Annotated in this window: 12 protein-coding genes; all 12 read left to right on the forward strand. The window is 29.4% G+C overall.

Translation table 11 applies throughout. From position 1 onward, the window contains the following. Positions 1–1,893: aminomethyl-transferring glycine dehydrogenase (gene gcvP / locus ACIQ16_RS00755; RefSeq protein WP_396148103.1), on the forward strand; the 1,893-nt coding region annotated here is incomplete at its 5' end. Positions 1,894–2,169: 276 nt separating this feature from the next. Next, positions 2,170–3,228, forward strand: a complete 1,059-nt coding sequence (locus ACIQ16_RS00760) for a 3-oxoacyl-ACP synthase III family protein (RefSeq protein WP_396148104.1) — start codon at positions 2,170–2,172, stop codon at positions 3,226–3,228. 107 nt (positions 3,229–3,335) lie between these two features. Further along, a complete protein-coding gene (locus tag ACIQ16_RS00765; RefSeq protein ID WP_396148105.1) occupies positions 3,336–3,866 on the forward strand; it encodes a methyltransferase in 531 nt (176 codons plus the stop codon). A gap of 70 nt (positions 3,867–3,936) precedes the next feature. Then, a complete protein-coding gene (locus ACIQ16_RS00770; RefSeq protein WP_396148106.1) occupies positions 3,937–4,785 on the forward strand; it encodes a glycosyltransferase in 849 nt (282 codons plus the stop codon). A gap of 467 nt (positions 4,786–5,252) precedes the next feature. Continuing rightward, positions 5,253–5,930 carry a hypothetical protein gene (locus tag ACIQ16_RS00775; RefSeq protein ID WP_396148107.1) on the forward strand — a complete coding sequence of 226 codons (678 nt, stop codon included), beginning with the start codon at positions 5,253–5,255 and terminating at the stop codon, positions 5,928–5,930. 164 nt (positions 5,931–6,094) lie between these two features. Further along, a complete protein-coding gene (locus tag ACIQ16_RS00780) occupies positions 6,095–6,328 on the forward strand; it encodes a hypothetical protein (protein ID WP_396148108.1) in 234 nt (77 codons plus the stop codon). A gap of 58 nt (positions 6,329–6,386) precedes the next feature. Beyond that, entirely contained in the window at positions 6,387–7,547 is a 1,161-nt protein-coding gene (locus ACIQ16_RS00785; RefSeq protein WP_396148109.1) for a PDZ domain-containing protein, read from the forward strand. 4 nt (positions 7,548–7,551) lie between these two features. Then, positions 7,552–8,673 carry a hypothetical protein gene (locus tag ACIQ16_RS00790; protein WP_396148110.1) on the forward strand — a complete coding sequence of 374 codons (1,122 nt, stop codon included), beginning with the start codon at positions 7,552–7,554 and terminating at the stop codon, positions 8,671–8,673. 104 nt (positions 8,674–8,777) lie between these two features. Continuing rightward, a complete protein-coding gene (locus tag ACIQ16_RS00795) occupies positions 8,778–9,977 on the forward strand; it encodes an amidohydrolase family protein (protein ID WP_396148111.1) in 1,200 nt (399 codons plus the stop codon). Position 9,978: 1 nt separating this feature from the next. Beyond that, complete coding sequence (locus ACIQ16_RS00800) at positions 9,979–12,171, forward strand: peptidase domain-containing ABC transporter (protein WP_396148112.1); 2,193 nt, start codon at positions 9,979–9,981, stop codon at positions 12,169–12,171. A gap of 1 nt (position 12,172) precedes the next feature. Next, positions 12,173–13,459, forward strand: coding sequence for an HlyD family secretion protein (locus ACIQ16_RS00805; protein ID WP_396148113.1), 1,287 nt, complete (start codon positions 12,173–12,175; stop codon positions 13,457–13,459). 237 nt (positions 13,460–13,696) lie between these two features. Continuing rightward, positions 13,697–14,740: a hypothetical protein gene (locus ACIQ16_RS00810; protein WP_396148114.1), complete on the forward strand. Its 1,044-nt coding sequence runs from the start codon at positions 13,697–13,699 to the stop codon at positions 14,738–14,740. Positions 14,741–14,815 lie beyond the last annotated feature (75 nt).

Genomic DNA, 14,815 nt, shown 5'->3' on the forward strand with positions numbered 1-14,815 from the left:
GAACAACATATTAAACGAGAAAAAGCAACTTCAAATATCTGTACCGCTCAAGTTTTATTGGCAGTTATGGCTGGAATGTATGCGGTCTATCACGGACCAAAAGGTTTAAAATATATTGCAAACAAAGTGCATAATTCAGCTAATACAACTGTTGAAGCTTTAAACAAAATTGGCGTGTATCAAACGAATACTTCTTATTTTGATACTATAAATGTAAAAGCAGATGCTGCAAAAGTGAAAGCTATTGCTGAAAAAAATGAAGTGAATTTCTTCTACATTGATGCCGATACCATTTCTATTTCATTTAATGAAACTACTTCTATTTCTGATATTAATCAGATTGTTGCTATTTTCGCTGAAGCAAAAGAAAAAACATTTGAACCAATTACTGAATTAGCAGAAACTACTGTAATATCAGAAAATTTAATTAGAAAATCAACTTACTTACAACACGATGTTTTTAATAACAATCATTCGGAAAGTCAGTTGATGCGTTATATTAAAAAATTAGAACGTAAAGATTTATCATTAAATCACTCGATGATTTCACTTGGTTCTTGTACCATGAAATTAAATGCGGCTGCCGAAATGCTTCCATTATCAATGGGAAATTGGAATAATATTCACCCATTCGCACCGCTAAATCAGGTTGAAGGTTATTTAACCATGCTAAACAAACTGGAACAACAATTAAACGAAGTTACTGGCTTTACAGGGACAACATTACAGCCTAATTCTGGTGCACAAGGCGAATATGCAGGTTTAATGACTATTCGTGCCTACCATTTATCTCGCGGCGATAAACACAGAACGGTTTGTTTAATTCCATCATCAGCACACGGTACAAATCCTGCTTCAGCAGCAATGGCCGGAATGGATATTATTGTAACAAAAACTACTCCAGAAGGAAATATTGACGTTGAAGATTTAAGAGAAAAAGCTATTTTACATGCGGCAAATTTAGCAGCATTAATGGTAACGTATCCTTCTACTCATGGTGTTTTTGAAAGTTCAATTATAGAAATTACAAATATTATTCATGAAAATGGCGGATTGGTTTATATGGATGGTGCGAATATGAATGCACAAGTTGGCTTAACTAATCCAGCTACTATTGGCGCAGATGTTTGTCACTTAAACCTTCACAAAACGTTTGCAATTCCTCATGGTGGTGGCGGACCAGGTGTTGGACCTATTTGTGTAAACGATAAATTAGTGCCTTTTTTACCATCTAATCCAATTGTTAAAGTGGGTGGTGACCAAGCTATTACAGCAATTTCAGCCGCGCCGTATGGGTCTGCTTTGGTTTGCTTAATTTCTTATGGGTACATTTGTATGTTAGGTGCAGAAGGACTAACAAATGCAACAAAACACGCTATATTGAATGCCAATTACATGAAAGCACGTTTAGAAGCACATTATCCAATTTTATACTCTGGAGAAATGGGAAGAGCGGCTCATGAAATGATTTTAGATTGTCGTGCGTTTGAAGATAATGGTATAAAAGTTACTGATATTGCAAAACGTTTAATGGATTATGGCTTCCACGCCCCAACGGTTTCTTTCCCAGTTGCAGGAACATTAATGATTGAACCAACAGAATCTGAAGATTTAGCAGAATTAGATCGTTTCTGTGATGCCATGATTGCTATTCGTAAAGAAATTAATGCATCTTCAAAAGATGACACTCAAAATATTTTAAAAAATGCACCTCATACGTTAGCCATGGTTACTTCAGACGAATGGGTGTTTCCTTATACAAGAGAAGTTGCAGCATTCCCATTAGAATATATTGCTGAAAATAAATTTTGGCCTAGTGTTCGAAGAGTAGACGAAGCGTATGGAGACAGAAACTTAGTTTGTTCCTGTGCGCCAATTGAAGCGTATATGTAAAAAACAAATCACAATAGTTTAAATCCCAAATTCCAATTAGGAGTTTGGGATTTTTTAATTACTTATTTAAACTGAAAATAAAATTTCAATAATTTCTGAAATTAACAAAAAAAAGTAAATTTTTTAACAAATTCGTAATAATTACTTAATTTACAAATTGTTATCGCTTTTTTGAATTTCAATTTAGTATTTTAGTATAAAATTAGTTTCAAATTGTAATTAGAAATAAATAAAATACAGATTTATGTATTTTGAAACTATAATAAATTTTAAACAATGACAATAAAAATAACAGGTTCTGGAAGTTATATTCCAACAGAAACAGTAACAAATAACGATTTTTCTTCTCATGTTTTTTTAAATGAAGACGGTACTTCGTTTCCATTATCAAATGACGTAATTACTGAAAAATTTTATGGTATTACAGGAATTGAAGAACGTAAATATGCGCACACAGGTTTTCAAACTTCCGATATGGCAACAATAGCCGCAAAAAGAGCTATAGAAAACGCAAATATCGATCCTGAAACTTTAGACTATATTATATTTGCTCATAATTTTGGAGATGTAAAAAAAGGCGCCATTCAAGGAGATATGTTGCCAAGTTTGGCTTCAAAAACAAAACATAATTTAGGCATAAAAAACCCTAAATGCGTGGCATACGATGTGCTTTTTGGATGTCCTGGCTGGGTTGAAGGCATGATTCAAGCAACAGCATTTATTAAAGCTGGTATGGCAAAAAAATGTCTAATCATTGGTGCTGAAACACTATCTCGAGTAGTTGATCCGCACGATAGAGATTCCATGATTTATTCTGACGGTGCTGGTGCTACAGTCTTAGAAGCAAGTGATGAAAATGGAGGTATTTTAGCCCATGAATCGGCATCTTTTACATATGAAGAAGCAAATTATTTGTTTTTTGGAAGTTCCTTTAATAAAGCACACGACCCAAATGTGAGATACATAAAAATGCATGGTCGTAAAATATATGAATTTGCTTTGAGCAATGTTCCAAAAGCTATGGCTGCCTGTTTGGATGCGAGTGGTATTAAAATTGATCAAATTAAAAAAATACTAATTCATCAAGCCAATGAAAAAATGGATGAAGCCATCATTCAAAGGTTTTACAAACTTTACAATCAAACTCCACCTGAAGGCATTATGCCAATGACCATTCACAAACTTGGAAACTCAAGTGTAGCAACGGTTCCTACATTATACGATGCTTTACTAAAAGGAGAAATTGAAAATCAAGAAATTCACAAAGGCGATATCATTTTATTTGCATCGGTTGGCGCAGGAATGAACATTAATGCCATCGTATATCAATTATAATTATTTTTGTTTCAAGTTTCAAGTTTCAGATTCAAAGTTTCAGGTTTATTTACTATTTTTACACTTTTGTTTTAAACTTGAAACATTAAACTTGAAACAATATTAAAATGTACGAAAAAACTTATCCAAGCAAACGATTCAATATTACGTTAGAATTTCTAAAAAAACATATTTCAACGAATGAAACTATTTTTGATTTAGGTGTTCCCAATCCGTTTTCGAAAATAATGGTAGAAAATAAGTATACGGTTATTAATACAAAAGGTGAAGATTTAGATACCAATCAAACTGCTTTACGCGAAGAAAATTACGACGTATTTACAGGATTTGAAATTTTCGAACATTTATTAAATCCGTACACCATTTTAGAAAATGTAAAATGTGATAAAATTCTTATTTCTATTCCCTTACGTTTATGGTTTTCATCGGCATACCGAAGTAAAACAGACAAATGGGACAGACATTATCACGAATTTGAAGATTGGCAATTGGACTGGTTATTAGAAAAAACAGGGTTCAAAATTATAGATAGCATCAAATTTACACATCCTGTTAAAAAAATTGGTTTTCGTCCGTTATTGAGATGGTTTACTCCGAGATATTATTTGGTTTACGCGAAGAGAAATCCCAAAATATAAATCCTAAATCCCAAATTACTCTACAATTTAAGTTGGAATTTGGAATTTTTAAAAATTGGAATTTTTCAATATGAAATACTACATTATCATTCCTGCATATAACGAAGAAGCTTTTATGGCTTTAACCTTACAATCTTTGGTAGCGCAAACCGTTTTGCCATCGAAAATTATTGTAGTAAATGATAATTCATCAGATAAAACTGCAGAAATTGTAACTTCATTTTCCGAAAGATTTTCGTTTATTACTTTAGTAAATAAAAAATCAGAGGCGATTCATCTTCCTGGAAGCAAAGTAATTCAGGCTTTTCATGAAGGCGAAAAACATATTGATGAAGAATACGATATTATTGTAAAAGTGGATGCTGATTTGATTTTTCCAAATAACTATTTCGAATCAATAATAAAACATTTTCAATCTGATGCAACAATTGGAATGGTTGGTGGTTTCTGCTATATTGAAAAAAATGGGGATTGGGTTTTAGAAAACTTAACCGACAAAGACCATATTAGAGGGGCTTTAAAAGCATATAGAAAAGAAACATATAAGCAAATTGGCGGTTTAAAACCTGCGATGGGTTGGGATACGGTGGACGAATTACAATGTAAATTTTACAATTGGAAAGTCGTTACTGATGAAAGTTTACACGTAAAGCACCTAAAACCAACCGGAGCCAGTTATACTAAAGCCGCAAGATATAAACAAGGTGAAGCCTTTTACAGTTTGGGTTATGGATTTATTATAACCGCAGTTGCCTCTTTAAAATTAGCTTCAAGAAAAGGAAAACCTTTTTTATTTATCGATTATATTTTAGGATTTTGGAAAGCAAAATCATCAAGAAAACCTTTATTTGTTACTCCAGAACAAACCAAATGGATAAGAAAATACAGATGGAAAAAAATGAAAGAAAAGTTGTTTTAAGCAAAATTTCTATATAATTATCTATAATCACGTCAATTGGTCCTTTTTTTTCTAAAAAAAATATTATATTGATAATTTTTTGCCACGGATAATAACGATTAAAGGGATTTTTTTTGAATTTTACCAAATTACAGATTAAGCATTTTATAGTTGTAAAAGCTTAAACGTAAATTGAAGTTTTGTCATTCCGAATTTATTTCGGAATCTAAAAAATACTAAAAAAAATCATATAGTACTTATACATCTTCTAATGGAAAGCACTTAATAAACGAATTTAATATGTATTAATTCTAAAAATCCACAGCTAATTTTTTTATTATATGTAAATTTATATTTGAATCAAAACATATTTTTTTATAACTAATTAATTTTTAATACATTAAAATTAATTGCTGTTTTTATAAGGCTATCTTGTAAAATAATATAAATATTTATCTATTTTTGTTTTACCCCAAATTAAAATAAAAATGTTAAATACTAATACAATCTTAGTAATTGACCACCATCCGCTTACTTTAGATGGCTATATTGCGTCAATTTTAAAAATTACAAATAACGTTTATAATTTTAGCTTTTTAAAAGCTATCAATTGCCTACAAGGCTATAAAATTATTTCAGAAAGTTACATAGAAAATAAGCCAATTGATGCTTTACTTTTAGACATTGACTTACTACCCTATCTTGAAAAAAACATATTTTGTGGTGGTGATTTAGCTTTATTTTTTAAAGAAAAGTTTCCAAATTCAAAAGTAATTTTCATTACATCTGTAAAAGAAGGAATAAAACTCGACAAAATTATTGAAACAGTAAAGCCGGCAGGACTTTTACACAAATTGGATTTAGATGCCCTTATTTTAAAAAGTTTATTTAAAAAAATAGTTAGAAATAATACATGTTATTTAACATCTTCAATAGTACAGGCAATTGAAGATTATAACAAGCACCAATTTTCGTTTGACATTAAAGATATTGAAATTATCGACTTGATAGAAAAAGGAATTAAAACAAAGAACTTACCAAATTATTTGGGCATTAAACTTAGTGCAATTGAAAAAAGAAAAGCAAAAATTAAGTTACAAGTAATTGGAAAAAAATGTAATGATAAAGAATTGATAGCACAACTAAAAAAATTAAAATTTATATAAAAACCGTAAAAACTTTAACAAAAAACCGTAACACGGTTAGAATAAAGTGATTTAAGTTTGTGATATTCTTGAATGTTAATATGTAATCTAAGTGCACGTAGATTTTAAAAAAAAAACACGAAAGAATATTTTAAAACCAAATGTTAATTTAAAAATTTAAAATTATGAAATTAAGTTTAGAGGCTCTTAAAGAAAGAGCAGAAGCAACAGCTTCAAATGAATTATTAGCAACTATTACTGGTGGTAATGAGAATGCTTGCCATGATGGTGCAACAACAGCTACTGTTACCCCACCTCCTCCACCTCCTCCATCAGTTCAATGGCAGATAAATTGGGGGGTAAGTGTTCCAGTGGGAGGACAACCTACATTTAACCTAGGCGGAACTATTAAATTTTAAATTAAAATTTTAAAAAAAATTAACAAGCGGAATTTATTTTCGCTTGTTTTACATTAATATGAAAAAAAAACTAACCTTTTTCTTAATACTTTTACTTTCATTCTTTTCTTGTTCGAAGAAAATTATTTCTGAAAATAAAATTCCTTTTAAATATAATGATTATATATACCTTAATGTTTCTGTAAATAAGATTAATAATAATTGTTTTATTTTTGATACCGGATGGCTTGGGATAGGATTAGATTCAGTGTTTTGTGAAGAAGTTGGTATTGAATTCTCGAAAAATACAATAGAAATTAACGGAATTGGAAACTTATCAAGAAGAACACGAATAATCACTGATACAATTTTTTTTTCATTGAATAATAATTACACTGGTTTTTCAAACTTCTCAATAGGACTTGATTTAAAAAGAATTACTGGGAAAAAAGTAGATGGAATTGCTGGCATAACGATTTTTTCACAAAAGCCATATATGATTGATTATGTTTCTCAAAATATTAAATTCACAAATTCTGTTGAAGGATATGAAGAGTTAAATGCATTATTTGAAGATAATAAAATATATATACCATTAACAATTACATTAAAAAATAAAATACAAATAAAAGGTAAATTTATGCTTGATACAGGCTCTAATCGAACTATATTAAACAACCACAATTTTATAGGAGATAGTATCTTTAATTCACCAATCAAAAAAAAATACTATTCAAAAGGTGGCGTTGGAGGTGATTCTAATGGTTTTCTTTTACAGTTAGAAGAAGTTAATGTGGGAAAATTTAATTTAAAGAACATTATAGTATCTTTATCCTCTGATACCTTAGGTGCATTAGCAAATCCTAATTACATGGGAATTATAGGTAACGACATATTAGATGATTTTCATATTATTTTAGACCACCAAAAAGAAAAAATATGGGTAAAACCAAACAAAAATTTTAATAAAAATAAAAGAAAATTGTTTCGAGGTATTTCTTTTCAAGACAATGGAAAAAATTGGGTTGTAGTAGGCATAGTTGAAGAAACTGAGGCCTTTCGACAAGGAATTAGAATGAATGACCAAATCATTCAAGTGAACAATGTTCCCGTAGAACAAATAGACCTCGACAAGTTTGTGGACAAGCTAAAAGCAAATGATATTTTAAAATTAAAAATAAAACGAGATGGTGAAGCGAAAGAAATAAAATTTAAACTTAATGTGTTTTTAAAATCCTGAAGTTATGGAGAATAATAAAACCAAACTAATAGAAACCATCCAACTCCTTATCTACAAAGAAAACCCCTCTTTGCTAGAAAAAATAGATTTTGAAGACGACAACATTTTTTTAGAACCGTTACTTTTTACCTATTTTAACAGCAAAAAAGACAATTTGTTTTCTAATGATATGTTAACTGAAATTATACAAGGTTATTTTATAGAAAAAGAACCGTTGCTATTAAATGAATCGTTCAATAATGATAAAATTGCCTATATTCCTAATTTAGGATATTTTGATAAACAAGGTAATAAAAAAGATGAAATTCTAAAAATAGATGCATTTGAAATAGTAAAAACCAATCATCCGCTTTTAGAAAAGTATTTTTATGAGTTTTACAAAGGGCATATTGTTAATGCAAATCCAATTCACAATAGCGTTTGGAAAGAAAATCATAATGAAGTAGAACAAGCAATTTTAATCATAAAAGAACATTTACCGGAATTCTACAAAGAACTGGTTTTTGCCAATAAAAGAATTTATTTGCATGATAATCCTAAAATTTTAAACTTTACTTCTATAGAAACCATAGGAATGCTATATTTTTATGTCCTAAGTGAAAATAATCTCATCTACTTTATTGAAGAAATCATACATCAAGCATCGCACAATTATTTGTATTATGTTATGTTCAATAAAGAGGATTTTTTTAAAATAGATTCTTTAACTACAGTTATGCGTGATTTAACCAAACAAGACTGGGATTATCGCAATTTATATGGTGCCTTTCATGGTTTATATACAGTAACAAAAAGGGTTGAATGCTTTGATGTTTTACTTTCAAAAAATGTGTTTTCAGGCAACCAAAAACACGAACTTTTAGGCAGAATGGCTGATATGTTTCCTCGTTTTCAAACAGGTTTAGAATTACTTAATTTAGATGAAGTTTTTAACGAGAAAGGGAAAAAATTGTATTTAGAATTGACTCAAAAATGCCAAACTATTCTTAAAAAATATGAAAAATTACTAAAAGAATTCGACCTTACCCATCGCGATTTAGATTTTCGATATAACGAATTTTGTTTAACCAATTCCTTTGAAAGCTTTTTAGAAAAAGACAAACAAGAATATTTTAACTTCAACTAATTACCATGCAAAAAATTATTTTATTTTTCGTTTTTGCTATTACGCAAACATTATTTAGCCAAACAACCTATGATCTCGTTTTCAAAAACGTAAACATCGTTTCTATGGAAAGCGATAAGGTGTTATTTAACCAAAATATAGTTATTTTAAACGGTAAAATTATGGTAATAGAAAACGCCAAAAAATCAAAACTAAAAGCAGAAAAAACCATCGATTTAAAAGGTAAATACATTATGCCTTCATTAGCGGATGCGCATGTACATTTACCAGAAACTGAAGAAGAACTGCTACAAATGTTCGACTTAAATTTGATAAATGGTGTAACCAAATTGCGTTCTATGCGTGGCGATTGGAAACACAAAGAATGGCAAAACAAATACAATATTATAAACTCTATTTATCCAAAAATATACCTTTCTGCTCCACCCATTAGTAGAAGTCTAGAAGCTTCATCAGCACAATTAGAAGAATTTGTAAAAGCCGTAAAAGATAGCAACTATGGTTTTATAAAAATTTTGAGTATCAAAAGTCAAGAAATATTTACACAATTAGACAGTTTATGCAAAAAATATGACGTGCCATTAGGCGGACATTTTCCAAGACTAGCTATGGGAAACAGTTTAAACGAAGATGTTTTTTTTAATTCAAATTACAAATCTATTGAGCATTTAGGCGGTTTAGTTGGCGAACCAAACTTTTTTGAATCAAGAATACAAGCAATTAAGAAAAATAATATTTTTATTTGTCCAACACTCTTATGGTATAGTATTGGTTCTGGGCAATATTCTTATGAAGAATTTCAAAAATTGAACGGTATGGAATATGTTTCAAACAAAACCATGCAAGAATGGATTGAAAAAACTAGAACATATCGAGATAAAATAGGTGAACAAGCATATAAAGATGAAGTAACCAAAGAATTAAAAGATTTACAAGAAAAATACCAAGTAATTGCACGCTTACAAAAAGAAGGAATCAAAATGCTGTTAAGCCCAGATGCTTCATCAAAATATATGATGACAGGTTGCAACATGATAAATGAAATGGAATTATTAAAGAATGCAAATCTTTCAAATTTTGAAATATTACAAATGGCAACTGTTAATTTCGCACTATTTCACAAAGAATACAACGGAACCATAAAAGTAAATAAACCTGCGGATTTTATTATTTTAGATGAAAATCCATTAGAAGATTTACAAACTTTAAAAAATGTAAAAGGAGTGTATTTTAACTATAATTATTTAGATGCCAAAGCATTAGAAGAAATGAAGAAAAAGTGGCTAGAAGCTGCTTCAAAATAAAATGAGTAAAACCAAATTTCTTTTTTACCGTCAATTAGATTACCGTGATTGTGGCCCTACGTGCTTGCGTATGGTGGCAAAGCATTATGGCAAAACTTTTTCTAGAGAATTTTTGCGAGATAAGGCAGGTATTACACGCGTTGGCGTTACTATGGCAGGTATTGCAGATGCTGCCGAAGCGATAGAAATGCGTACTTTAGGTATTCGTATAGCTCTGGAAAGTTTAGTAAACGAAGTGCCAACACCCTGTATTGTACCATGGAGACAAAAACATTTTGTGGTAGTATTTAAAACAACCAAAGATAAAATTTTTATTGCCGATCCAGCGCAAGGTTTACTAACTTACACACATCAAGAATTTTTAGAAGCATGGACAAACACTGCTGATAAAACAGGTTTTGCTTTGGTGTTAGAACCCAACGCTAATTTTTATAAGCAAAAAGAAGATACTGCAAAAAATAAAGGATTTGGTTTTTTATTTCCATATTTACGCCCTTATAAAAAACTAGTAAATCAATTATTAATTGGTTTGCTTGTGGGTACAACCATTCAGTTTTCTATGCCGTTTTTAATGCAATCGGTAGTAGATGTTGGGGTTAGCACTCAAAACATTCCTTTTATCTATTTAATACTAATTTCTCAATTGGTGTTGTTTGCCTCGCAAACCGCAGTATCTATTTTTAGAGAATGGTTGTTGTTGCACATTACAGGCAGATTCAACATAAAAATGGTGTCTGATTTTTTACATAAAATGTTAAAATTACCAGTTAATTTTTTTGACACTAGAAATACAGGCGAACATTTACAACGCATACAAGACCATACAAGAGTTCAAAATTTTGTTTCTTCGTCATCCTTTAATATGTTGTATTCCATTGTTTTATTTGTGGTTTTCAACTTTGTTTTAGCGTATTATAATTTCAAAATATTTGTAGTTTTTTTAATTGGTTCTATCATATATGTAAGTTGGACACTCTTTTTTTTAAAAAAACGTGCCGAGTTAGATTTTAAAAGGTTTGATGAGCAATCCCAAAGTCAAACGTCATTAATTCAAATAATTAATGGGGTAAGAGAAATTAAAGTAAACAATTCGCAACGTAAAAATCGTTGGAAATGGGAACAAGTGCAAATTAGTCTTTTTAAAACTTCCATGAGTAGTTTAAAACTGGCTCAATATCAAAGTATTGGTTCTACTTTTATTAACGAATTAAAAAATATCATAATTACATTTTTGTCAGCAACAGCAGTTGTAAATGGAGAAATTACTTTAGGTATGATGCTTTCCGTGCAATATATTGTAGGACAGTTGAATGCACCATTGGGCAATTTTATCAATTTTATTCAATTATGGCAAGATGCAAAAATAAGTTTAGAACGTTTATGGCAAGTGCATTCTAAAGAAGATGAGGACGATGCTAAATTGCAAAAAGTTAAAGAGTTACCTACAAAAAAAGATATTGTGATAAAAGACTTGAGTTTTAGGTATGGAAGTAAATCTTCTGCATTGGTATTGAAAAACTTAAATTTCATAATTCCAGAAGGTAAAACTACGGCTATTGTTGGTGCAAGTGGAAGTGGAAAAACAACTTTAATAAAACTTTTATTAAAATTTTATGAACCAACAAGTGGAGCTATACAAATAGATTCGGTTGACTTGCAAAATATTAATAACGATTTTTGGCGAATGAATTGTGGTGCGGTATTGCAAGAAACTTTTATTTTTAATGATACTATTGCAGGAAACATATCAGAATCGGAACAAAACGAAATTATTGATAGAGAGAAACTAAAAACAGCTGTTTATATTTCTAACATTGAAGATTTTATAGAAAAATTACCCAATAAACTAAATACCGAATTAGGAACATCAGGAATTCGTTTAAGCGGTGGTCAAGAACAACGTTTAATGATTGCAAGAGCAGTTTATAAAAATCCTGAATATGTTTTTTTCGATGAAGCAACTAGTTCATTAGATGCCAATAACGAAAAAATAATTATGGAAAAACTTAACACTTTTTTAAACGGCAGAACTTCCGTTGTAGTTGCACACAGGTTAAGTACTGTTCGTAATGCAGATACAATTATTGTTTTGGAAAATGGTGAAGTAGTAGAACAAGGTAATCATAACGATTTAACCGCACTACAAGGAAAATATTATGAACTGGTTAAAAACCAATTGGAATTAGGAAATTAATATGGAAGAATTTCAAGACGAATTAAAAATTTACAGTGAAGAAGTTAGAGATTTATTATCTGACCCACCAAAAGCTATTTTTAAATGGGGAAACACCATTTTATTGTTTTTTATTATTCAGCTTGGTTTACTATCTTGGTTTATAAAATATCCCGATGTAATTACTTCGCCAATTATTATAACAACCAATATTCCGCCAGAAAAATTGATAGCTAAAATTTCGGGTAAAATAGAGACTATTTTAATTCAAGATAAGCAGTATGTAAAGCAAAATTCACCACTCGCTGTTATTGAAAATGCAGCTAATTATAAAGACGTCTTTTTATTGCAACGCATTGTAGATACAATAAATATAGAAAAGCAGCTTTTTCCTTTTGAGATGTTTAATAATGTAAGATTTGGTGAAATAGAACAGAGTTTTGCTATTTTTCAAAAGGAATATATTGCCAATAGTTTAAATGAAAAATTGCAACCTTATAAAGTAGAAACTACAGCACAATCTTTTGAACAAAAACAATTACAAGAAAGATTACAATTGTTACTTTCTCAAAAATCTATAAATGAAAGTGAATTACAAATTCAAAAAAGTGATTTAAACAGATATGAAGGATTGTACAAAAAAGGAGTAATTGCCACACAAGAAATGGAGAAACAACGATTAATTTATTTACAATCGCAAAAAAATTATCAAAATTTGTTAAGTTCCATTTCTCAATTGAAATCTTCAATAAATGAATTAAACAGAAGTTCTAAAACTACAAAAATAAATGAGAGTAAAGAATTTGTTGTTTTAGAAAGAAATGTAATTCAATCATTTTATCAATTGAAAAAAGCCATTAAAGATTGGGATTTACAATATGTTTTTCGTTCTTCTATCAATGGAAAAGTGTCGTTTATGCAAATTTGGTCGGTAAACCAAGTTATTAATTCGGGTGATAACATGTTTGCTATTATACCAAGTAACGAAAACGGATACATAGGTAAAGTAAAAGCCGTGGCTCAAAATTCGGGTAAAATTAAAATAGGGCAAGAGGTTAATATTCGTTTAGCCAATTATCCTGACCGACAATTTGGAGTAATAAAAGGAAAAGTAAAATCTATCTCGTTAACGCCTGATAAGGAAGGAAATTTATTAATAGATATTTATTTATCAAAAGGCTTAACCACATCCTATAAAAAAGAAATTCGATTTCAACAAGAAATGTCAGGAAATGCAGATATAATTACCGAAGATTTACGTTTAATTGAAAGATTGTTGTATCAATTTAGAAATATTATAAAACCATAATTTCTAATGAAAACCGGGTTTGCGTTAGTGGTTGTAGCGGCATCCTTTTTGTTTTGTTGCCTTCGAGTGCCTCAGGCAACAAAACAAAAAGATATAGCGGAAGACACGACCTGAAGGGGAACGCCAAAATTATTCTTAACTTATCATTTAGAATTGACAACTTCTTACTATTTTAGAAGATAGATTTAAACTATGATGCTAATTAATTAATTATTTAAGTATATATAAATGCAAAAGATGTTGAAAAATCTTGTTAATTTTAATAGGTTGAGAAATCTCAACCTATTATTCTTGTTTTTTATTTTGATATTAACCAATAAAACTTTTGGACAAGTAAATGATAGTGTCAAGAAATATTATAATTTTAGAAATCAGGCAGAGTTATTTATCGTAAATAAAAAATATAATCTTGCAGAAAAATCATATTTACAAGCCTTTAAATATATTAAAAATCCTTTTTTAAGAGACAAATATAACCTTGCTTTATGTTGTGCTTACCAAAAGAAAAAAAAGAAATGTTATAACTACTTACAAGAACTTATTGAGTATGGTTTTCCAATTGATAGTTTGCAAAAAATTAAAGTTTTTGGTAAAGTTAACTTTATGAAATTAAGTGAAATTAAAAACTTTAAATTTAATACCGAGTACAGAAGAAAACTAGACTCATTATATAAAAGAGAACAGCAGTATAGGGGCGATCAAAAAGAAAATAAAGATTCTATTATAAAAATAGACGCTTCAAATGTTCGCTATTTAAATCAACTAATTGAAAAATTTGGCTTCCCTTCCGAAAAAAATGTAGGAACTTATCCAAATTTTAATTATAAATCATTTAATATTATTGTTGTACATAATTTTACCGGAGTAAAATACCATCAAAACTTCGATTATTCAAGTTTATTAACTAAAGCTGTTGAAAGGGGCGAAATTGATAATTTGGTTGCGGTATATTTAATTTTGGGTTCCAAAGGGATAGATGATATTAATGATACTTATACTGGGTTAATAGCTTTTGCAATTTACGACGCAAATGAACCAACCAAAATTAAAAAAAACAGCATGAGTCCCTTTGGTTTTATAAAATTAACAAATTTAGATGAAATTAATTATAAACGACAGCAAATGTGCTTAGACAGTTTAAGCGACCTAAAAAAAAAGATTTTATTTCAAATAGATAATAATAATTTTAAATTAACTGCATCAGGAACATATAAAAAGGTTTTTGTTGTTTCAGCTGAAGATTACGAAAAAAGAGTATCAAGTTTAAATTTTGAAGAATGATTTTGTTGTTTTCCTTAAATTCAGACTTTACAACACAAAATGTTTGTAAATGGTTAAGGTTTTATAAGAAAAAAT

Origin of the sequence: Flavobacterium sp. (assembly GCF_044360715.1) — a bacterium.
Taxonomy (GTDB): Bacteria; Bacteroidota; Bacteroidia; order Flavobacteriales; family Flavobacteriaceae; genus Flavobacterium.

Excerpts from the sequence above, each read along its gene's own strand:
- ACIQ16_RS00760 (WP_396148104.1), top strand. The coding sequence starts at position 2,170 with ATGACAATAAAAATAACAGGTTCTGGAAGTTATATTCCAACAGAAACA.
- ACIQ16_RS00765 (WP_396148105.1), top strand. The coding sequence starts at position 3,336 with ATGTACGAAAAAACTTATCCAAGCAAACGATTCAATATTACGTTAGAA.
- ACIQ16_RS00770 (WP_396148106.1), top strand. The coding sequence starts at position 3,937 with ATGAAATACTACATTATCATTCCTGCATATAACGAAGAAGCTTTTATG.
- ACIQ16_RS00775 (WP_396148107.1), top strand. The coding sequence starts at position 5,253 with ATGTTAAATACTAATACAATCTTAGTAATTGACCACCATCCGCTTACT.
- ACIQ16_RS00780 (WP_396148108.1), top strand. The coding sequence starts at position 6,095 with ATGAAATTAAGTTTAGAGGCTCTTAAAGAAAGAGCAGAAGCAACAGCT.
- ACIQ16_RS00785 (WP_396148109.1), top strand. The coding sequence starts at position 6,387 with ATGAAAAAAAAACTAACCTTTTTCTTAATACTTTTACTTTCATTCTTT.
- ACIQ16_RS00790 (WP_396148110.1), top strand. The coding sequence starts at position 7,552 with ATGGAGAATAATAAAACCAAACTAATAGAAACCATCCAACTCCTTATC.
- ACIQ16_RS00795 (WP_396148111.1), top strand. The coding sequence starts at position 8,778 with ATGGAAAGCGATAAGGTGTTATTTAACCAAAATATAGTTATTTTAAAC.
- ACIQ16_RS00800 (WP_396148112.1), top strand. The coding sequence starts at position 9,979 with ATGAGTAAAACCAAATTTCTTTTTTACCGTCAATTAGATTACCGTGAT.
- ACIQ16_RS00805 (WP_396148113.1), top strand. The coding sequence starts at position 12,173 with ATGGAAGAATTTCAAGACGAATTAAAAATTTACAGTGAAGAAGTTAGA.
- ACIQ16_RS00810 (WP_396148114.1), top strand. The coding sequence starts at position 13,697 with ATGTTGAAAAATCTTGTTAATTTTAATAGGTTGAGAAATCTCAACCTA.